The organism is Butyricicoccus porcorum, assembly GCF_002157465.1.
Taxonomy (GTDB): Bacteria; Bacillota; Clostridia; order Oscillospirales; family Butyricicoccaceae; genus Butyricicoccus_A; species Butyricicoccus_A porcorum.
Window position 1 is genome coordinate 205,476 of record NZ_NHOC01000002.1, and the last position, 21,358, is coordinate 226,833.

Genomic DNA, 21,358 nt, shown 5'->3' on the forward strand with positions numbered 1-21,358 from the left:
ATTGCTGCTCGATACAGAACAGATTAAGGCGATCATTCCGCATCGTGACCCGATGCTGATGGTCGATTCAATAGAGGAGATGGATCTGGAAGCGGGAACCGTGACCGGAATCAAGCATCTGACCGGCGACGAGATGTTCTTTGCCGGGCATTTTCCGGGAAATCCGGTCATGCCGGGCGTATTTATCATTGAAGCGCTCGCACAGACCGGTGCTACCGCGATCCTGTCGCGCGAGGAATTCCGCGGCAAGACCGGTTACTTTGCGTCGTGGGATAAAATCAAGTTCCGCCGCAAGGTGCTGCCGGGCGATACGCTGACGCTCAAGGTTCAGCTGGTTAAGATCCGCGGCAAGATCGTCGTCGCGGACGGCGTCGCCTATGTCGGCGACGAAAAGGCGGCACAGGGTACGTTTACCTGTGCGATTGGGGACTGAGCCCCATGTTTACAAAGGTATTGATTGCCAACCGCGGCGAAATCGCGGTGCGCGTCATCCGTGCCTGCCGTGACCTCGGCATTCTCAGCGTCGCCGTGTATTCGGAGGCAGACAAAGAGGCGCTGCATGCACAGATTGCGGATGAAGCGGTCTGCATCGGCCCTGCTCCGTCAAAGGACAGCTATCTGAATATCAGCAACATCATTGAAGCGGCGATCGGCGCGGGTGCACAGGCGATTCATCCGGGCTACGGCTTCCTGTCGGAGAATGCGGATTTCGCACGCGCCTGTGCAGAAAATGGTCTGGTGTTCATCGGGCCGAAGGAAGAAACCATCCGTGCGCTGGGCGACAAGACGTCCGCCCGTGACATGGCGCGCGAGGCGGGCGTTCCGCTGGCGGAGGGCTCGGACGGCATTGTCGAAACCATCGAGGATGCGGCGCACTGGGCAGAGAAAATCGGATATCCGGTCATGCTCAAGGCATCTGCCGGCGGCGGCGGCAAGGGCATCCGTGTCGCAGAGGACGAAACCCAGCTCAAGGAGGCATTTGAATCCGCTTCCAGCGAAGCTGTCGTCAATTTTGGCGACGGACGGCTGTATATGGAAAAGTTTATTTCCAAGCCGCGCCACATCGAGGTACAGGTGCTGGGAGACAACGAAGGCAATGTCATCCACCTGTATGACCGGGAATGCTCCATTCAGCGCCGTCATCAGAAGCTGATTGAGGAAGCACCGTCGCCGTTCCTGGACGAGGAGCACCGCCGCAGCATGTGCGACTGTGCTGTTCGTCTGGCAAAGCGTGCGGGCTATGTCGGCGCGGGAACAGTCGAGTTCCTTGTAGACAGCCAGCAGAATTTTTATTTTTGCGAGATGAACACGCGCATTCAGGTCGAGCATCCGATTACCGAGGCGATTACGGGTATCGACCTTGTCGCATGGCAGCTGCGCATTGCATCCGGCGAAAAGCTGGACATCGTGCAGGAGGATGTGCCGCGGTGCGGACATGCCATCGAGTGCCGCATCAATGCGGAGGATGCACAGTTCCGCCCGCAGCCGGGCACCCTCCAGTCGATGCATCTGGCGGGCGGCGCAGGCGTGCGCGTGGATACCGCCGTCTATCAGGGGTATACAATTCCGCCGTTTTATGATAGTATGATAGGGAAGCTGATTGCGTTCGGCTGCGACCGCGCGCAGGCGCTGGCGCGCATGAAGCGCGCACTGTCGGAAATGCTGTTTGAGGGCATTGTGACCAACACGGATTATCAGCTGTCTATCCTGCTGTCGGAAGCGTTTGAAACGGCTCAGTTTCATACGAATTCGATAGAAGACGGCACGTTTGATACAAAACGCTGATGTACAGCGTTGTTTGGAGGGCTCACAGTGCTGATTGATTTATTTCCGAAAACACGGGAAAATTCCAGACAGATCAAGTCCAAAGCGGGAGAGAAGGACAGCCCCGTTTCTGTGGTATGCAAAAAGTGCGGCGCGCAGCTTTCTGCCGCGAAATATGGCAAAAATCTGTATGTATGTCCGACCTGCGGCGCGCATGGCCGCCTGCTGGCGCGCACGCGCATCCGGCAGATTGCAGACCGCGATTCATTTCACGAGCTGTTTGGCTCGCTGCAAACCGCCGACCCGCTCAATTTTGAAGGCTATGCGGAAAAAATTGCCGCCCTGCGCGAAAAGACCGGTATGAACGACGCGGTTGTGACCGGTACGTGCCGCATCGGCGGTATGAAAACCTGCATTGGCGTAATGGACAGCCATTTCATGATGGCATCGATGGGCAGTGTTGTCGGCGAAAAGCTGACGCGGCTGTTTGAATATGCCACGGAGCACGCACTCCCGGTCATCCTGTTTACCTGTTCCGGCGGCGCACGCATGCAGGAGGGCATGTTTTCCCTGTTGCAGATGGCGAAGGTCAGCGGTGCGGCTGCCAGACATTCTGAGGCAGGCGGCCTGTATATCACCGTGCTGACCGATCCGACGACGGGCGGCGTGACGGCGAGCTTTGCCATGTTGGGTGACATTATTCTGGCAGAGCCGGGCGCGACGGTTGGCTTTGCCGGACGACGTGTCATTGAGGGCACCATCGGTGAAAAGCTGCCGGACGAATTCCAGTCCGCAGAATTTGTGCTCGAACACGGCTTCTGCGACGCCATTGTACCGCGCAGCCGCATGAAGCAGACGCTTGCCGATCTGCTTTCCGTGCATGGCTGCAAAGCAAAGCGGGGGGAATGAGCATGGAACAGAACATGGAAAAACAGCTGCGCGTCATCCACGATGCCGCGCGTCCGAACATAGATGATATTGTAAATGAAGTCTTTCACGACTTTATGGAGCTGCACGGTGACCGCCTGTACGGTGACGATCACGCAATGCTCGGCGGCATTGCGCGTCTGAATGGCACACCGGTGACGGTAATCGGCCAGCGGAAGGGGCATACCACGGCGGAGAACATTGCGGCCAATTTCGGCATGGCGCATCCGGAGGGTTACCGCAAGGCGCTGCGCCTGGCGCGTCAGGCGGAAAAATTCCATCGTCCGGTCATCTGCTTTGTCGATACGGCAGGCGCCTTTTGTGGCGTTGGCGCCGAGGAACGCGGACAGGGCGAGGCGATTGCACGCAATCTGTATGAATTCATGGGACTGCGCACGCCGGTCGTATCCATTGTTACCGGTGAAGGCGGCAGCGGCGGTGCACTCGCCATTGCTGTAGCAAATGAAGTGTACATGATGCAGAATGCGATTTATTCGGTCATTTCACCGCGCGGCTGCGCCAGCATCCTGTGGAAGGATGCTTCGCGCGAGCTCGAGGCAGCGGAGGCGCTGCAAATTACAGCGCGCGATCTGTACCGCTTTGGCATGATTGAGGGCATTATCAGCGAAGGAAGAAGCCGTGCATCGTATTTCCGCAACATCAAATCCGCTCTGACCGATTCACTGAAGCGGCTGGACGTCATGTCCGGCGACGCCCTGCGTCAGCAACGGTATGATAAATTCCGCAAAATCGGAGTTTTCAACGATACAAATTTATAAAACATGAAGGAGAATTAAGTTATGTACGAAAAGATTTGCGAACTGCTTGCAGAAAAGTTTGACGTAGATGTCAGCACGCTGAGCGAGAACACCAGCATTAAGGAAGATCTGAAGGCGGATTCCCTGGACATCGTTGAGCTGATGATGGATCTCGAGGAAAACTACGACATCACCATCGAGGATGAGGAAGCAATGAAGCTGAACACCATCGGTGACATTGTCAAGTACATCGAGGAAAACAAGTAAATTGATCCCCTCGAATCCCCCGGTTTCGCTTTTTGTCGAAACTGGGGGATTTTTTGTGCCTGCGGTACAGCATATTGCCAATTGATGCACAAATATAGTTAGTCGGACAAAATTTTATACATCTGAGAGCAAAATTTGTTTATTCCAGCTATTTTCATGCGGATGGAAAGTAAATATAATAGACTTGGAGAGGAAAATATGATAATAGGAGACATATTAGGTATTTTTCGTTTGATAATTTTCCATCGGAGGTAATTATGACTGATTTACGAATCAATCCGCTGACAATGACGGATAGCTATGGAAAAATTTTTCTTTATAATACAGAATCCACCGTGGCGTGCGTGCCACGCCATACCATCCGCATGAGCGAGCCGGTTGACCCGGAATGCCTGCTCAAGGCAGTACGCATTGCGCTGCTGCGTTTCCCGCATATGTGCATCGGCATTGAAAAGACCGAAACTTCGTATCAGTGCTATGTTAACGGCGAGGATCCGGTTGTTCTGCCGTTTGATCCGGCGGGGGTAGAGCACCGATATGCCATCGGTTCGGCGGATACACACCATTATCTGTTCCTCGTCGGCTACCGCGGCAACAATATTTACATGGAATATCAGCACAGCATCAGCGACGGCAGAGGCTTTGAAGAATTTATCCGCTGCGTGCTGTTCCTGTATTTGCAGGAATGCGGCAAGCCGGTCAGGAATGACGGCAGCATCCGCGCGCTGGATACCATGTACACCCGCGAGGAGAGTGAAGATGCGTTCCGTGCTTTGCAGGAGATGGAGCCGAAGGCGGACGGCATTTATCAGAAGCCGGAGGCTGTGCATGCAGAGGGGCTGACCAACCTCGGCGATGTGGCAGAGGTCGTAACCGATATTACGTTCCCGTTTTCTGAGCTGCATGCGGTTACAAAGAAGCTGGGTGTCAGCCCGCTGACCGTGCTCACGCCGGTGTTCAGCCGTGCCTTTTACCACAAGTACGGCGAAGGCGTGGATAAGCCGGTCATCTCGCAGATTCCGGTCGACCTGCGCCAGGTGATTCCGAGCAGCACTACGCGCTATTTTATCTGTTTCCTCGACCTGCCGTATCTGTCGGAGTATGAATCGCTCCCGCTGGAGGAGGCGTGCCGTAAGACACATGATTTCCTTATGACCCAGCTCGTGCCGGAGCAGCTGCTGTACCGCGGAAAGGCAGCGAGTGAGGTCTGTCTGGAGCTGCATGAGCGTGAAATGCCGCTGGCGGACAAGGTAAAGGAAGGCATCGAGGTTGCGCGCAATTTTGTCCTTCAGGACAGTTTCCTCGTCACCAATGTCGGCCGGTTCGCACTTCCTGATTCCATGCTGCCGTATGTTGAGGAATATGGCGCGATCCTGCCGAGTGCCGCGCAGACCTATGCACTGCTCATCAGCTCGTACAACGGCACCATGCGTGTCTCCATCGCACACAAGGATCAGGATTTTGATGTGTGCAATGAGATGGTTTCGCTGCTCAGTGAGCTGGGCATTCATGCCGACAGCCGAACCGAACCGTTCTGTGTCACGCGCTATTCCGGCGAACTGTGTACGGAAGATCAGATTCTTTAATCTGTTTTTACATGCTTTGCCCGCTTCCCGGGATAATACGGGGGCGGGCTTTGTGCGTTCTGCATAACAAATGTAAAATTCATGTAATAGAAACTATAAAAGAATGTAAAAAAGCAGGTGCAAATACAGAACAGAAGTGTTATAATATTCCCTGGAAGTCGCTTTACAGATTATGACGATTTTCGGCTTATTACCCGAAAAAGGAATGGTTTGGGGCGAATACTGCTGTTATGAGGAGAATACAATGGGATTTAACAACATTCTGTCGCTGTGCGGCGGACTTGGCCTGTTCCTGTTCGGCATGCGCTATATGGGCGCCGGACTGGAGCTCGCGGCAGGTCCGAAGTTGAACAGCCTGCTGGAAAAACTGACGCGAAATCCTGTCATGGGATTTCTTCTCGGTGTTCTGGTCACTGCCGTTGTTCAGTCGTCTTCGGCGACCACTATCATGTGTATGGGCTTTTTGAATGCCGGGATTATGGATCTGGTACAAGCGGCTGGCGTCATCCTGGGCGCAAATGTCGGTACAACCATGACGAGCATCCTGATCGCGCTCGATGTATCCGGTCTCGCACCGGCATGTATTTTTGTCGGCTCGATTATGCAGATGTTCTGCAAAAAAGACTTGCAGAAAAACATCGGACAGATTATACTTGGTTTTGGTATCCTGTTCCAGGGACTGCACACGATGAGCGGTTCGATGTCCAGCCTGAAGGATATCCCAGAATTCCAGAGCTTTATTGCATCCGCAACCAATCCGATTATCGGCGTTCTGGTCGGTATTCTGCTGTGTGCGGTCATTCAGAGCTCGTCCGCAGCGGTCGGTGTTTTGCAGGCACTCGCAATGCAGGGTCTGATGCCGATTCGGTTCGCGGCATTTCTGGTCTGTGGTATCAATATCGGCTCGTCTGTCACGCCGTTCCTGTCGTCCATCGGCGCAAAGAACAATACCAAGCGTGCGGCTGTCATTTACTGTGCCTATAACGTCATCGGCGGCATTCTCTTTGTCCCGCTGACGATGCTGACACCGTTTGTCAATGTCTATTCACTGGTGACGGACAATCCGGTCGTACAGATTTCGATGTTCCACATCACCTTCAAGCTGGTGACAGCGCTCGTGCTGCTGCCGTTTGTCAAACAACTGGTCAATCTCTCGTATTTCTTTGTACCGAAGAAGGTGCACGAGAGCGCGTATCGCTTTACTTATATCGACCCGAAGCAGATTGTTGCGCCGAGCGTCACCACGCGCCAGCTGTACAAGGAGCTGGAGCGCATGGCAGGCCTTGTCCGTCAGAACTTTATTCTGGCAGCAGAGGGCATGCTGGACAACGATACCAGTCATGCGGACGAAATTCGTGAGCGGGAAAATGTCATCAATTTCCTAAACCATGGCATTACAGACTATCTGGTTGAATTCAGCGGACACAACCTGCCGGCTCATGTGCCGCAGATTGTGGCAAATATGTTCCATCTGGTCGGAGATCTTGAGCGCATCGGCGATCATGCCATTAACCTGCTCGAAAAGACCGAACAGTGTGTACAGAACAATCTGATTTATTCCGACGAAGCGCGGAAAGAACTGAAAAAAATCTATGAGGTCGATCTGCTGCTGTATGACCGCGCCTTCAGCGGCTTCCTGTGTCATAATCTGAGCGAACAGGATGCGCTGGAGCTGCATCATCTGGAGGATGAGATAGATACACTCACCCAGCAGTCGGAGAACAACCACATTGCGCGCCTGCGTGCGAAACAGTGCAGCACCCAGCCCGGCATTATCTTTGCCGAGGCTCTGCATGATTATGAGCGCGTCGGTGACCATTCCAACAACATCGTCCGTATTGCCCGCAAGAATGCACAGATTTCCGGCGGTCTGCGTCCGCCGGTGCTCAGTACGGATGTGATGTAAGAAAGAGTTGCAATATATATGAAACTACAAAGTGACAAGGCGATGTCGACAGAGGACAAAATTCTCGATGCTGCACTTGACGTCGTGCAGGAGCACACCATCAGCGGCACGCGCATCCACCTTGTGGCGGAATATGCCGGATGTTTCCAGTCGAATATCCACTATTATTTTAAGTCCAAACGAGATCTCTTGCTCGCTGTGCTGCATCGGCTGCAACGGCGCTGTCTGGATATCCGCGCAGAACTGCGCGAGCAGGCAGATGCGGGGCTGGATGCCCAGCTGGATATCTTTTTTGAACAGAAAAAGCAGTTCATCCTGCATGAAACCAAATACGACTATGCGGAAATTGATTTCTGGACACAGGCACATCTGGATGAGGAAATCCGTGAACAGTTTGCTGTTTCATTCCGCAAGTGGCGCGAGGAAATCAGCCGCGTGATTGCGCGCTACGCGCCGTGGGTTTCGCCACAGCAGCGCAGCTTCCTCAGCGCGTTGATGGTTTCCATGATGGAAGGCGCAACGCTGCAATATCTGGTAGATAAAAATGCTTTTGCACTTGACGATTATTTTGCACGCTGCAAGCAGCTGATTCTCGAACAGCTGCGGCAGGAAAACTGATCCCCCGGCCCGGCGAAGCAGCTTCGCCGGGCTTTTTTGCATGTGCTGCACGGGGGCGCGACAGCGGCGGCAGGCCGCAGGGAGGAAAATCATGAAGAAAGTATTACAGGATCATTTTTTTATTCGGAACACACGCATTCGCAATCGCATTTGCGTTCCACCCATGGTATGCTATCATTGGACGGATGACAGCGGTATCGTGAGCGACCGCCATGTGGAGCATTATCGTGCGATGGCGCGCGGCGGTGCGGGATTGATTATTCAGGAGGCGACCTGCATTACGCAGGAAGGCCGGTTGGCGGACAGCCAGCTCGGTATCTGGGATGACAGCCAGATCGCAGGCCTGCGCCGCATTACGGAGGCCGTGCATGCGGAGGGCTGCCCGATTTTTGTCCAGATTCACCATGCAGGGATCGTCGGCATTGCGGAGCATGCGCTCTGTCCGGATGCCTACACCCTGCGCCAGGGCGGGACGGAAAAGACTGGCGTAAAAATGCAGCAGGAAGACATTGCACGCATCCAGCAGGCGTTTATCGATGCGGCGCGGCGCGCATATGAAGCCGGTTATGACGGTGTGGAGCTGCATGGCTGTCACAGCTATCTGATGTGTCAGTTCCTGAACAGCCGTGTCAACCATCGGGATGATCGGTATGGTAAAAATCCGGAGCTGTTTATCACGGAAATCATGGATGGTATCCGCAACATTGTCCCGGAGGATTTTGTTATGGGCATCCGTCTCGGCGCGTTTGAGCCGACGTTGGCGGACGGCATCCGTCATGCAAAGGCACTGGAGGCGCATGGTATTGACTTCCTTGATATTTCCTACGGCTTTACCGGCGAGGCTGAACCGGAAAAGCCGGCGGATTTCCCGTATAAAGATGTTATTTATGCGGCGGGCGAAATGAAGCGGCAGGTATCTGTTCCGGTATTTGCGGTCAATGGCATGCGTGTGGCGGAAGATGCGCGCGGTGTGCTTGCGCAAACCGATGTGGATATGGTGGACATCGGCCGCAGCACACTGGTCAATCCGGCATGGGCGGCAGATGCACTCGCGGGACGCGATACGGGCAAGTGCCTGGACTGTTCTGTCTGCCGATGGCGCATCGATGCCGATCAGTGTGCCGGACGGAAATTACTGCAATATAAGCGTCAGATGGAGTGATAGCATGAAACGTGATCTCTGGGAGAAGGAATGGAACGACCTCACCCGAAAACAGGAGAAATATGTCCAGAAGCACAGCACGGAAAAAGAAAGCGTGCTGGAAAAACTACAGCGGTTCGTTCCGAACGGCCTACAAAGCAAGTTGGATGCAGCCTTTGTCAAGGCATTCCAGTTGATTTTTGAAAAGGGAACCGTTGTCATTGAGAAGACCTATAACAAGCAGAAGCGGCAGGAGGATTATGAAATTGCGGAATATGCGGCGAAGGTGCGCGAGGATCGCAGGCATGTGCGCGCGTTCCGCCGCAGGGCAGGGAACAGTGCGCGGTTGAATCTGCTGGTTTCCTCTGTCGAGGGCATCGGGCTTGGTCTGCTCGGCGTGGGACTTCCGGATATCCCGCTGTTTGTCAGTGTCGTTTTGAAAAATCTCTATGAGATTTCCCTCAGCTTTGGATATGACTACGATTCCATGGAGGAACGCCTGTTCCAGCTTCGGCTGATTGAAACCGCGCTGTACAACGGTGCGGAGATGCAGCAGCGCGATGACGATATGAATACAATGTGCTGGAGCATCCGCGGCGCAAAGCAGCGCACGTCGGAAGAAACCGAACGCCTGACCGGGCGGTTGGATGACCAGATTCACCGCACAGCCAAGGCACTTGCGAACGATATGCTGTACGCCAAATTTTTGCAGGGCGCACCGGTTGTCGGCGCAGTCGGCGGCGCGACAGATGTGACTGTTCTCAAACGCATTTCGGACTATGCAATGCTGAAATATCGCAGACGATATCTGCTTGATCGCAAATATCAGCAGGAAAACAGCAAATCATGAGGTTAGGAGCTGGAATATGGATCAGACACTTGATTTTGAAGCCCTGAAACAGGGACTGATCGATCTGGTACAGGAATCCCAGATCAAGGTCGGATATACAAAAAATGCAGTGGGATTGTATTATCCGCTGGATTCACTGAATCATCTGCTGGGCGCGGAGCAGAGCGCAGATGAAATGGAGGATTCGCTCAGGCGATTCTGTGGATATGCAAAAGATCCGCTCGGTGAAATCACTGTGACGCGCGATGGCGAGCTGTTCTGTATCACAATATCAGAAGAAGGTGCTGCCTATGTGCACGACAGCTGCGGGGACAATGCATTCCTGCGGGCATTTATCCAACAGATTGGAACGCATCCCTGTGGGCTGGATGATCTGCTGGCAGTGTTCCGGCAGTATTCCACGCACGTGGTCTGCCAGAAAATCGACAACGAAGAGTTTGATTATCTGGTCTATTTTGCGGACGGCAGGCCGGATTCTTACCGGTACTGCATCCGGCTTGAAATGGGACATGCGATCTATCACCGCTTTACAGATAAGGATTATCAGGCGTTTGGATTCTGACAGAAAACAGGATATTGTCCGGGCTGCGCAGTGCAGACCGGACTGTTTTTTCGTATATACGGATAAAACAACCGGTAAAAAGCTGGGTTTTGTTGAAATTAGCGGGATAATACGGTAAACTGATAATAATTCTATACTGTATGGGAGATAGAACAGAACATGCTGAAAATAGGCATTTATGACGATGATGCCCAGATGGTACAGAGCCTCACCCGCAAGATTGATGAAGTGTGGGATTCCGAGTATCGCGTTTATACATGGTCAAATGTGCAAGAGATGGAATCCTGCCTGATGGATGACCTTCGGGGAGAGCTGGATGTATTGTTTCTGGATATCCAACTGAACGATACCAACGGCATCGCACTTGCCAGACGGATTGCAGAAAGCTGTCCATATCTGAAAATTGTATATTTTACCGGTTATATCGAATATTGTCAGAGCATTTTTGATGGAAAGCCGTCCGGATTTCTGCTCAAGCCGGTCGAGGCTGACCGCCTGCGCAGCACGTTGGAGCGCGTGGCAGAGGAAGTGGAGCAGGAGCGGACAAGCTGCCTTGATGTGCAGGTACAGAAACACATGCTGCGCATCCTGACCAGAGATATTCAGTATTTGGAGAGCCAAAAACGCATTGTGCGCATTGTCATCCGAGCGGGTGATGTCGTGGAGGTGTATCAGAAACTGAATGTGCTGGCAGAACAGCTGCCGGAAAATTTCCTGCGCTGCCATCAGAGCTTTCTGGTTAATTTGGATTATGTGCGTCGGTTTGAGGGCGATCATTTCGAGCTGTACAGCGGTATGGAAATCCCGGTGAGCAAGCAGCGGCAGAAAGCGACACGGGAGGGCTTTTACCGGTATATTGAGGGACAGCTGTAGCCTGCTATACGGGGAAACACACCCAATCGTTACATTGAAAGGGTTGATTTTGCACATTCTCCCTGTTATCCACCGGATTGTGTTACAATACAAACGGGATGAGGCCAACAGGGGTGAAAGGCACTCGGGGCACCTGAGAGGGGCGGATCCGCTCTCGGGTTTTCAGGGAACAAAACAGAAAAGCAGTCCTTGGGCAGAGGGAGCCGGAAAAGGCTGCTTTTTTGCTGCATGGAAAAACAGAGGGAAATTTCCGGTGGAGGCATTTACCTTTTTCAAAAGCTGTGGTATACTCTGCCTGTTTTCAATACAGGCTGCCGCCTGTTCTGCGGCGGCACGGCGAAAGGATGAGATCAATGAATACCATGATTTTGGCGACTGTGCGTTACACGGTGAAAGAAGGAAAACGCGAAGAATTTTATCGGAAGGCTGTGGAATTGGGCATTGACGCAGCGTCGAGAGGGGAAGCAGGCAACCTGAAATATGAGTTTTATTATCCGGTGGATTCGGAAAATGACCTTTGCCTGCTGGAAATCTGGGCAGATGCGGAAGCACAGAAGCAGCATGGAAATACCGCACATTATCGGCTTTTGTCCGGGCTGAAGCAGGAATATGTGGAAAAAGTACAGATTCAGAGCTATTCAGTGTGTGAAAACAGGTAAAGATACCAGTCAGGACATACAGTTTGCGACGAAAACGGCAGCCTTGCAGGAATTTGCAGGGCTGCCGCTTTTTTGTGTGCAGCGTGGGAATATGGAAAAATCAGGTGCGTTTCGCAGGATTTTAGATAAAGCTGAAGGTTGGAAAATCAGGCGGAAACCGAGCGGACAGCAAAAATTTGAAAACGAACGTTCCATATCCGGCGGAAATGGGCAAATTCACAGCAAGGATGTGTAAATGGGGGATAGACACCATATATGCACAAAAAAGCAAGAAGATAGAAGACGGTTTTTGGACAGAATGCTATAATATGAGCAAGAAAAGACGAGAGGATGTCAGTACAGACAGTCTCCAGATGAAATGCAATATTTAAGGAGGATGCAACAATGAGCAAGACTAAGATGACAGTCGGTCAGGCAGTCGTTAAGTTCCTGAACCAGCAGTACATCGAGATGGACGGCAAGGTAGAGCCGTTTGTAGATGGTATTTTCACAATTTTCGGTCACGGCATGGTCGTTGGCCTGGGTCAGGCGCTGGATGAGGATCCGGGACACCTGAGAGTATACCAGGGCCGCAACGAACAGGGCATGGCACATGTCGCGATTTCCTATGCAAAGCAGCATAATCGCCGTAAGATTATCGCGTGCTCTTCGTCCATCGGACCGGGCGCAGCAAACATGGTAACCGCAGCGCTCACGGCATCCATCAACCACATCCCGCTGCTGCTGTTCCCGTCTGACTCCTTTGCAACCCGTCAGCCGGATCCGGTTTTGCAGCAGATGGAGGTTCCGAGCGATCTGAGCATCACTGCTTCCGATTGCTTCAAGCCGGTTACCAAGTACTGGGATCGTGTTTCCCGTCCGGAGCAGCTGATGCCGGCTATGATTAACGCAATGCGCGTTCTGACCGACACTGCAAACTGTGGCGCTGTCTGCATCAGCCTGCCGCAGGATGTACAGGGCGAGTCCTTTGAGTTCCCGGATTACTTCTTCCAGAAGCGCGTTCACCACATCGCACGCCGTTGTGCAGATGAGTACGAAATCCAGCAGGCAGTTGAGATGATTAAGGCTTCCAAGAAGCCGCTGTTCATCTCCGGCGGCGGTGTTCGTTACTCCGAAGCAGGTGAGACCGTCATGGAATTCTGTAAGGAATTCAACATCCCGGTTTCCCAGACGCAGGCAGGTCATTCCGCTCTGCCGGACAGCTTTGAGCTTTCTGTTGGCGGCGTAGGCGTCACCGGCGGCCTCGCAGCGAATGCGCTGTGCAAGGATGCTGACCTGGTTATCGGCGTCGGCACCCGTTTCAATGACTTTGTTACCGGTTCCAAGTGGGTTCTGTTCCGCAATCCGGACATCAAGGTTCTGGCAATCAACACTTCTGAATTCCATGCGGAAAAGCTGGATGCAACCCGTTGTGTCGGCGATGCAAAGGTAACGCTGGAAGAGATCATGAAGCGCCTGAAGGCAGAGGGCTACAAGTCCGGTTACACCACCGAGATTCAGGAAATCCGCGAAGTATGGGAGAAGGAGCGCCTGAGCGTTCTGGGCGTCCAGTACCACGGTGAAGGCTTCGGCGAAGGCAAGTTCGTTCCGTGTGTACCGTCCTGGACAGAAAAGATCATGAATGACTTCGTTCGTGACATCGGCGGCACCATCACCGAGTCCAACGCAGTTGGCATCCTCCGTGAAGAGATCGACGACGATGCAATCGTTGTTGCAGCAGCTGGTTCCCTGCCGGCAGACCTCGAGCGTCTGTGGGTTACCGATGCAAAGGATTCCTACAATATGGAATACGGCGCATCCTGCATGGGTTACGAGATCGCAGGTGCCCTCGGCTCCAAGCTGGCTGAGCCGGACAAGGAAGTTTATGCACTGGTCGGCGACGGTTCGTTCATGATGCTGAACTCTGAAATCCCGACTGCAATCCAGGAGAACGCAAAGATCACCGTTGTCGTATTCGATAACACGGCATTCGGCTGCATCAACAACCTCCAGATGGGCAACGGCGTTGGCTCTCTGGCAACCGAGATGCGTTACCGCAACGAGGAGACCGGCAAGCTGGACGGCAACTACTGCTACACTGACTTCGGCAAGGTTGGCGAAGGCTACGGCATGAAGGCATTCTATGCCAAGACCCCGGATGAATTCCGCAAGGCAGTTCAGGACGCAAAGAAGGAAACTGGCTCCTGCATCATCGACGCAAAGGTACTGCCGAAGACCATGGCAGAAGGCTATGAGTCCTGGTGGCACATCGGTGTTGCTTCCACCTCCAAGTCCGAGGCGGTTCAGGAAGCACGCAAGCGCCTGGATCAGCACATCAGCGAAGCGAGAATGTATTGATCACAACACTTCCAATTTCCTCTGCATTTCTCTTTTACATGACATTGTGACTTTCATTCTCATGCACTTATTTTCTCACATTGCCCCATCGCGGCGAAAGCCGCGGTGGGGGACACCCTCAGAAGTGCAGAGAAAGTGGTTCAATACTTTGGTTATATTCCTTTATTCATAACACCTATCACACACCTAATTCGGCAAAGCCGCCCGATAACAGAGCGGGCGGCTTTGTCATATCCAAAAAAGGAGTAAAACGATGAAATATACTGCAAAGGGCCCGTTTGAGAAGGGCTATAACAAAATGGTTTCCGCAGTTGAGAATCCGGAAATGATGGGCATGGAGTTCGGCGTTGTTTCCATGGCAGCGGGCGATGTGATGAGCTTCAACTATCCGCAGGAGGTCGTATACGATCTGATAAGCGGCGGCGTTACGTTCGCATGGGACGGCGGCGTGGAGACTGTTTTCCGCACCGATTGCTTCCATGAGGGCGCGATTCTGCTGCATGTTCCGCAGAACACGGCAGTCACCATTACCTGCACGGCTGACGCGGAAATCGCTGTTGCACGCACCGAAAATGCACGCAGCTTTGAGGCAAAGCTGATGCGTCCGGAGGATTGTCTGTGTGCAAATGAGGAGCGCGGTGCAGGCCAGATGAACGAGGCATCCACCCGCCTTGTCCGCACCTTTTTCGACCGTTCCAACTGCCCGGAGACCAATTTCTTCATCGGCGAGGTTGTACATTTCCCGGGCAAGTGGTCCTCTTATCCGCCGCATCAGCATGTTGAGCCGGAGCTGTATTACTATAAATTCCTGCCGGAGAACGGTTATGGTCTGGCTGAGTACGGCGATGACGCATTCAAGGTGAAGAACAACGATCTGACCGGTATGCCGGAAAATGTCACCCATTCTCAGGCTGCTGCACCGGGCTATGCAGAGTATTACCTGTGGTGCATCCGTCTTCAGGACGATAAGAATATTGTCACAACTGTCGTACCGGAGTATGAGTGGGTAACCGCACCGGACGCAAAGTATTTCCCGGACATCTGAGAGAGGAGCACACGACATGAAGGCATTTCAGCTGATTCCCGCTGTCGCAGAATATGCGCAGTTTGCGGATTATGCAAAGGAAGCAAATCTCGGCGCAAACGACCTGATTCTCACAAATGAATATATTTATGAGCCTGCTATTTCCAAGCTGGATCTGGGCTGTCAGACGCTGTTCCAGGAGAAGTATGGCGCAGGCGAGCCGACCGATGTGATGGTTGATGCCATCCTTGACGAGCTGCGCGGCAAGAACTATGACCGCATTATTGCAGTTGGCGGCGGTACGATCATCGATATCGCAAAGGTTCTTGCAGTCGCAACCGCAGAGGACAAGGTAGACGATCTGTATGACCGCATGCCGGACGGTCTGACCAAGGTTCATCCGCTGGTTATTGTTCCGACTACCTGTGGTACAGGCAGTGAAGTGACCAATATCTCTATCATCAACCGCACCACCAAGGGCGTCAAGCAGGGTATCGTTTCCCCGGCAATGTTTGCGAATGAAGCTGCCCTGATTCCGGGTATGCTGGCAAGCCTGCCGTACGGTGTATTTGCAACCTCTTCGATTGATGCCATGATCCATGCGGTTGAGTCCTATCTCAGCCCGAATGCCTGCGCACTGAGCGAGCTGTTTTCCGAGCGTGCGCTGTCGCTGATTCTGCGCGGCTGGAAGGCTGCTGTCGCAGAAGGCACCAAGGATGCATGGAAGAAGAACGCACCGGAATTCCTGCGCGCTTCCAATTTTGCAGGTATCGCATTTGGCCATGCGGGCTGTGCAGCAGTTCATGCACTCAGCTATCCGCTCGGCGGTGTACACCACATCCCGCACGGACAGGCCAATCAGCTGATGTTTGCCGATGTTATGCGCAAGTATCAGGAGAAAAAGCCGGTCGGCAAGCTCAATCAGCTGGAGGAAATCCTGAGCGCGGAGCTGGGCTGCGAGCCGGTGTTCGCACTGGAAGAGCTGTACAAGCTGATGGACGACGTGCTGAAGAAGACCCCGCTGCGTGAAAATGGCGTAACGGCGGATGAGCTTCCGGTTTACGCAAAGAGCGTACTGGAGACTCAGCAGCGTCTGCTCGGCAACAACTATGTCGAGCTGAGCGAGGAAGACATTCTGGACATTTACCGCAACGCGTTCTGATTGCGGTTTGACATAATATAAGGAGGAAGACGGGATGCAGAGCCGGAGAAAAGTCTGGATACTGGTCATAGTACTGCTGATTTTTATTGCGGTCTGGGTCTCGTCTTCTTATCGGCTCGGATATCTGCCGGAACAGTATGTTCCGGTGTACTGACACACGACCGAAACACATGAGGAGAATCGATTATGGAATGGACAGATTACTATAAAGAACATACCATGACGCCGGAAGAGGCTGTCTCGGTCATCAAGGACGGTAACCGTGTGGTATTCGGTCACGCTGTCGGCGAGCCGATTATTTTCCAGCGCACCATGGCACGTATGGCGGAGCAGTTTCACGGCGTTGAAGTAGCACATATGGTATATCTCGGCTCCGGCGAGTATTTACAGCCGGGCATGGAGGAGCATTTCCGCCATAATGCATTGTTTGTCGGCGGTCCTGCGCGTAAGGCAATCGCGGAAAACCGTGCGGATTACACCCCGGTATTCTTTTCCGACGTCCCGCACATGTTCCGCAACGGCGAGCTGCCGGTAGATGTCTTTGCATTCACCTGCTCGCCTCCGGATGAGCGTGGCTATGTTTCTATCGGACTTTCGTGCGATTACGGCTGGCAGGCAATCAAGTCCGCTAAGACAGTCATCGCCGAAGTCAATCCGAATATGCCGCGTACCTTCGGCGAGAGCTTCGTGCATGTCACTGACATCGACGGTTTCCTGCTGTCGTGGGAGCCGCTGCCGGAATCCAAGCCGCCGAAGATCACCGAAGAAGATCAGAAAATCGGCAAATACATCGCAGACCTTGTCCGCGATGGCGACTGCCTCCAGCTCGGCATCGGTGCGGTGCCGGACGCTGTGTGCTCGTTCCTCGGCGACAAAAAGAACCTCGGTATTCACTCCGAGATGGTATCCGATGGCGTTCTGTCGCTGATTGAAAGCGGCGTCATCAACGGTCAGTGCAAACAGCGCGATATCGGACGCATCTGTGTGACCTTCCTGATGGGTACGCGCAAGCTGTATGATTTTGTCGACAACAACCCGGTCATCAAAATGCTTCCGGTCGATGTATGCAACAATCCGGCAGTTATTTCGCAGAACGACAACGTTGTTTCCATCAACTCGTGCGTACAGGTTGACTTGCAGGGTCAGGTATGTGCGGAGGCCATCGGTCTGCGCCAGATTTCCGGTATCGGCGGACAGATGGACTTTGTCCGCGGTGCAAACCTGTCCAAGGGCGGTCGTTCGATCATTGCACTGCATTCTGCAACCAAGAATGAGTCAGAGTCTAAAATCGTTCCGACCATCACGACCGGTGGCCCGGTAACTACCAGCCGCTGCGATGTCAATTACATCGTTACGGAATACGGTGTTGCCCAGCTGCGCGGACAGACACTGCGCGAGCGTGCCAAGCGCCTGATTGCCATTGCGCATCCGAAGTTCCGTGCGGAACTGGCGGAGGAGTATGCAAAGCGTTTTGGAGAAACGCTTGACATATAAAAGAAAATAGAAAGAGAAAGAAGGCAGATTGTCATGATGACAAAAGAACAGTACATTGAATCCCTGCGCAAGCTGAATCTGAATCTGTATCGTTTCGGCCAGAAGGTTGAAAATGTTGTGGACGACCCGATTGTCCGCCCGTCGCTCAACTCGTTTGCAGCAACCTATGAGCTGGCAGAGGATCCGCAGTATGAAGATCTGATGACTGCGACCTCCAACCTGACCGGCAAGAAGGTCAACCGCTTTACGCACCTGCATCAGTCCACGGATGACCTGATCCGCAAGGTAAAGATGCAGCGCCTGCTCGGTCAGAAGACCGCAGCTTGCTTCCAGCGCTGTGTCGGCATGGACGCAGCCAATGCTGTCTATTCCACGACGTATGAGACCGATGAGGCATGCGGAACCAATTATTTTGAAAACTTTAAGAAATTCTGGACAATGGTTCAGGAGGAAGACCTCGCTGTTGACGGCGCAATGACCGACGTCAAGGGCGACCGCGGCCTGTCTCCGTCCAAGCAGGCAGATCCGGATCTGTTCCTGCATGTTGTCGAGCGCACTGCGGACGGCGTTTATGTCACCGGCGCAAAGGCACATCAGACCGGTTACCTGAACAGCCATTATGTACTCGTTATGCCGACCATCTCCATGCGTGAGGGCGATGAGGACTATGCAATTTCCTTCGCATGCCCGACCGATGCAGAGGGCATCACCCTGATTCTCGGCCGTCAGTCCTGTGACACCCGCAAGACCGAGGAATACAACGATATCGATGTCGGCAACAAGGTATACGGCGGCCATGAAGTTCTGGTTATCTTCGACCGCGTCTTTATCCCGAATGACATGATCTTCCTGAACGGCGAGACTCAGTTCGCAGGCATGATGGTAGAGCGTTTCGCTGGTTATCACAGACAGTCCTACGGCGGCTGCAAGGTCGGCGTCGGCGACGTTCTGATCGGTGCTACCGCTCTGGCTGTTGAGATGGCAGGCTGTGCAAAGGCATCTCATGTCAAGGACAAGATCATCGAGATGACTCACCTGAATGAGACCCTGTATGCCTGCGGCATTGCATGTTCCTCTCAGGGCACGCAGACCAAGTCCGGCAACTATCTGATCGATCTGCTGCTGGCAAACGTCTGCAAGCAGAACGTCACCCGCTTCCCGTATGACATTGCGCGCCTGGCACAGGATCTGGCAGGCGGCCTGATGGTAACGCAGCCGTCCGAGGCAGATTACCGCAATCCGGCAACGCATGACTACATCGAGAAGTACCTCAAGGGTGTTGCTTCTGTTCCGACGGAGGATCGTATGCGCGTCCTGCGCCTGATCGAGAACATGACCATGGGTACCGCAGCTGTCGGCTATCTGCCGGAGTCCATGCACGGTGCAGGCTCTCCGCAGGCACAGCGCATCATGATTGCACGTCAGGGCAACCTCGAGATGAAGAAGCAGCTGGCTAAGGCAATTGCCCGCATCAACTGATCCGCAGAAAGGAACATCGTATGAAAAAGGTTCGCGTTGGTCTGGTCGGTCTGGGCCCGCTCGGCAGGGTACATGCAGAGAATTTAATGTTCCGCATTCCCAATGCTGAGCTGGCGGCAGTCTGCACCCGGACACAGGCAAAGCTGGATGAGGTGCGCCGCGAATGGGAGACCCCGGAGGTCTATACCGATTACGCGGAAATGCTGGAGAAGGCAAAGCTGGATGCCGTTGCGGTCATTTCGCCGACAAATGTACATCTGGAACATGTGCGCCTGGCGGTGGAGGCAGGTCTGCATGTGTTCATTGAGAAGCCGACCGGTATGGATGCCGCAGAATGCGCTGAAATTGAGCGTCTGGCGGCTGCCGGAGGCAAGATATTTGCCGTGGGATTTATGCGCCGGTTCGATGCATCTTATGCCGATGCAAAGCGCCGCATCGAGGCGGGGGAGATTGGCACACCAGTTTTCTTCCGTGGATACAGCCTTGACCCGGTCTGGCAGGGTGAGGCACAGGTCGCGCGCGCGGAAGCAAACGGCAAGTGGTTTCTCGACATGGGCGTACATGATTATGATCTTGCGCGATGGCTGCTCGGCGCAGAGCCGAAGAAAGCATATGCCTGCGGAGGTGCCTATGTGTTCGGAGATTTTGCAAAAAATCACGACGTCGACAACGGCTTTTCGCTTGTCCAGTTTGACAACAATGCCGCAGCCTTTTTCTACTGCGGACGTACAGCGCCGCACGGTTCCCATGTGGAAAGCGAGATCATCGGCACGAAGGGAACGCTGCGCATCTGTGAATCCCCGCGCCGTGCCCGCGTAACACAGTTTACCCGTGGCGGTGAGGTACATGAATGTATCGACCATTACCTTGACCGCTGGGGTGAAGCGTATTATCAGGAGATGCAGCAGTTTGTCAATGAAGTACAGGCCGGAGAGCAGTCCGTCAGCGCAACCGCAGGCGACTGCACCGGTGCTGTCAGGCTGGCAGAAATGATTCTCGAAGCATACGAAAAGCAATTGGACGAATAAAGAATGGAAGCCCGTCCTGTGCATATCGCATTTGGACGGCTTCTGTTCTGTCAAAACAGGAGGTAAGCATGGATAAAAAGCAGAAGATGCAGCAGCTGCGCGTTTTTGCTGCGGAAATCCGTCTGGAAACGCTGAAGGTTATCGCTTCGCGCGGCTTCGGACATGTCGGCGGCTCGATGTCGATGGCAGATGCCATGGCAGTTCTGTACGGTGAGGTCATGAACATCGACCCGAAAAACCCGCGCTGGGAGGATCGTGACTGGTTCGTTCTGTCCAAGGGTCATGGCGGCCCGGTTATGTACGCGACCCTCGGCCTCAAGGGTTATTATCCGATGGAGAGCGCATATACGCTCAACCAGCCGGGTACAGACTTCCCGTCCCATACGGATCGCATGAAGACAGTCGGCGTCGATCTGACAACCGGCTCTCTGGGTCAGGGCATGAGTGAGGCAGTCGGCGCAGCGCTCGGCAACAAGGCGCAGGGCAGAAATAACCATGTCTTTGTTGCAGTTGGCGACGGCGAATGCGACGAGGGCCAGATCTGGGAGGCAGCACAGTTTGCAGCACATTATAAGCTGGACAATCTGGTTTGTCTGGTAGATGACAACAAGCGTCAGCTGGACGGTGCGGTTGCCGACGTCATGGGTCATGGCAAGGGCATCGGCGCGAAGTTTGACGCATTTGGCTGGAATGTCATCAATATTGAGGACGGCAACGATGTCGAGCAGATTTATGATGCCATCCAGGCAGCTTATCAGGTCAAGGGTCAGCCGACCTGCCTGATTCTGAACACCACCAAGGGCAAGGGCGCAACCTTTGCGGAGCCGTCCGGCGCACACTCCTCCCAGCCGACGCAGGAGCAGTGGGACGAAGCCATTGCGGCATCCGAGGCAGAGCTCGCAGCCATCCGTGCGCAGAAGTAA

The 21,358-nt window shown here is 53.6% G+C and carries 21 protein-coding genes; all 21 read left to right on the forward strand.

Annotation, left to right across the window (positions count from 1 at the left end; genetic code table 11):
* Position 1 precedes the first annotated feature (1 nt).
* The 21 genes from fabZ (at position 2) to CBW42_RS02450 (ending at position 21,358) form a co-directional block, all read left to right on the forward strand.
* Positions 2 to 433: a 3-hydroxyacyl-ACP dehydratase FabZ gene (gene fabZ, locus CBW42_RS02350; RefSeq protein ID WP_330395834.1), complete on the forward strand. Its 432-nt coding sequence runs from the start codon at positions 2 to 4 to the stop codon at positions 431 to 433.
* A gap of 5 nt (positions 434 to 438) precedes the next feature.
* The gene (gene accC / locus CBW42_RS02355) at positions 439 to 1,785 is read left to right on the forward strand and encodes an acetyl-CoA carboxylase biotin carboxylase subunit (RefSeq protein WP_087017371.1); all 1,347 of its coding nucleotides are present in this window, start codon (positions 439 to 441) and stop codon (positions 1,783 to 1,785) included.
* Between the two features lie 27 nt (positions 1,786 to 1,812).
* Positions 1,813 to 2,673, forward strand: a complete 861-nt coding sequence (accD, locus tag CBW42_RS02360; protein ID WP_087017373.1) for an acetyl-CoA carboxylase, carboxyltransferase subunit beta — start codon at positions 1,813 to 1,815, stop codon at positions 2,671 to 2,673.
* The gene (locus CBW42_RS02365) at positions 2,670 to 3,470 is read left to right on the forward strand and encodes an acetyl-CoA carboxylase carboxyltransferase subunit alpha (RefSeq protein ID WP_087017375.1); all 801 of its coding nucleotides are present in this window, start codon (positions 2,670 to 2,672) and stop codon (positions 3,468 to 3,470) included. The genes accD and CBW42_RS02365 overlap by 4 nt, the downstream gene beginning before the upstream one ends.
* Positions 3,471 to 3,491: 21 nt before the next feature.
* On the forward strand, positions 3,492 to 3,716 hold the full coding sequence (gene acpP, locus CBW42_RS02370) for an acyl carrier protein (protein WP_087017377.1): 225 nt from the start codon (positions 3,492 to 3,494) through the stop codon (positions 3,714 to 3,716).
* Positions 3,717 to 3,973: 257 nt separating this feature from the next.
* The gene (locus tag CBW42_RS02375; RefSeq protein ID WP_087017379.1) at positions 3,974 to 5,302 is read left to right on the forward strand and encodes a hypothetical protein; all 1,329 of its coding nucleotides are present in this window, start codon (positions 3,974 to 3,976) and stop codon (positions 5,300 to 5,302) included.
* A gap of 244 nt (positions 5,303 to 5,546) precedes the next feature.
* Positions 5,547 to 7,208: a Na/Pi cotransporter family protein gene (locus tag CBW42_RS02380; RefSeq protein WP_165761018.1), complete on the forward strand. Its 1,662-nt coding sequence runs from the start codon at positions 5,547 to 5,549 to the stop codon at positions 7,206 to 7,208.
* Between the two features lie 18 nt (positions 7,209 to 7,226).
* On the forward strand, positions 7,227 to 7,826 hold the full coding sequence (locus CBW42_RS02385; protein WP_242969762.1) for a TetR/AcrR family transcriptional regulator: 600 nt from the start codon (positions 7,227 to 7,229) through the stop codon (positions 7,824 to 7,826).
* Positions 7,827 to 7,917: 91 nt separating this feature from the next.
* Entirely contained in the window at positions 7,918 to 8,988 is a 1,071-nt protein-coding gene (locus CBW42_RS02390) for an oxidoreductase (RefSeq protein ID WP_087017384.1), read from the forward strand.
* Between the two features lie 4 nt (positions 8,989 to 8,992).
* Positions 8,993 to 9,817, forward strand: a complete 825-nt coding sequence (locus CBW42_RS02395) for an EcsC family protein (protein ID WP_087017386.1) — start codon at positions 8,993 to 8,995, stop codon at positions 9,815 to 9,817.
* Between the two features lie 16 nt (positions 9,818 to 9,833).
* On the forward strand, positions 9,834 to 10,379 hold the full coding sequence (locus CBW42_RS02400; RefSeq protein WP_087017388.1) for a DUF3877 family protein: 546 nt from the start codon (positions 9,834 to 9,836) through the stop codon (positions 10,377 to 10,379).
* A 159-nt stretch (positions 10,380 to 10,538) separates the two neighbouring features.
* Entirely contained in the window at positions 10,539 to 11,252 is a 714-nt protein-coding gene (locus CBW42_RS02405) for a LytR/AlgR family response regulator transcription factor (RefSeq protein ID WP_087017389.1), read from the forward strand.
* A 353-nt stretch (positions 11,253 to 11,605) separates the two neighbouring features.
* On the forward strand, positions 11,606 to 11,911 hold the full coding sequence (locus tag CBW42_RS02410; protein ID WP_165761019.1) for a putative quinol monooxygenase: 306 nt from the start codon (positions 11,606 to 11,608) through the stop codon (positions 11,909 to 11,911).
* Entirely contained in the window at positions 11,898 to 12,146 is a 249-nt protein-coding gene (locus CBW42_RS02415; RefSeq protein ID WP_087017393.1) for a hypothetical protein, read from the forward strand. Before CBW42_RS02410 ends, CBW42_RS02415 begins: the two co-directional genes overlap by 14 nt.
* A 149-nt stretch (positions 12,147 to 12,295) precedes the next feature.
* Entirely contained in the window at positions 12,296 to 14,248 is a 1,953-nt protein-coding gene (gene iolD, locus CBW42_RS02420; RefSeq protein ID WP_087017396.1) for a 3D-(3,5/4)-trihydroxycyclohexane-1,2-dione acylhydrolase (decyclizing), read from the forward strand.
* Between the two features lie 253 nt (positions 14,249 to 14,501).
* Positions 14,502 to 15,293, forward strand: a complete 792-nt coding sequence (locus tag CBW42_RS02425; RefSeq protein ID WP_087017398.1) for a 5-deoxy-glucuronate isomerase — start codon at positions 14,502 to 14,504, stop codon at positions 15,291 to 15,293.
* A 16-nt stretch (positions 15,294 to 15,309) separates the two neighbouring features.
* Positions 15,310 to 16,434 carry an iron-containing alcohol dehydrogenase gene (locus CBW42_RS02430; protein ID WP_087017400.1) on the forward strand — a complete coding sequence of 375 codons (1,125 nt, stop codon included), beginning with the start codon at positions 15,310 to 15,312 and terminating at the stop codon, positions 16,432 to 16,434.
* Positions 16,435 to 16,620: 186 nt separating this feature from the next.
* Entirely contained in the window at positions 16,621 to 17,928 is a 1,308-nt protein-coding gene (locus tag CBW42_RS02435; RefSeq protein ID WP_087017401.1) for an acetyl-CoA hydrolase/transferase family protein, read from the forward strand.
* Between the two features lie 27 nt (positions 17,929 to 17,955).
* On the forward strand, positions 17,956 to 19,407 hold the full coding sequence (locus CBW42_RS02440) for a 4-hydroxyphenylacetate 3-hydroxylase family protein (RefSeq protein ID WP_087017403.1): 1,452 nt from the start codon (positions 17,956 to 17,958) through the stop codon (positions 19,405 to 19,407).
* A gap of 20 nt (positions 19,408 to 19,427) precedes the next feature.
* Positions 19,428 to 20,435 (forward strand): Gfo/Idh/MocA family oxidoreductase, encoded by a 1,008-nt coding sequence (locus CBW42_RS02445; protein ID WP_087017405.1) that lies wholly within the window; start codon positions 19,428 to 19,430, stop codon positions 20,433 to 20,435.
* A 68-nt stretch (positions 20,436 to 20,503) separates the two neighbouring features.
* Positions 20,504 to 21,358, forward strand: coding sequence for a transketolase (locus CBW42_RS02450; RefSeq protein WP_087017407.1), 855 nt, complete (start codon positions 20,504 to 20,506; stop codon positions 21,356 to 21,358).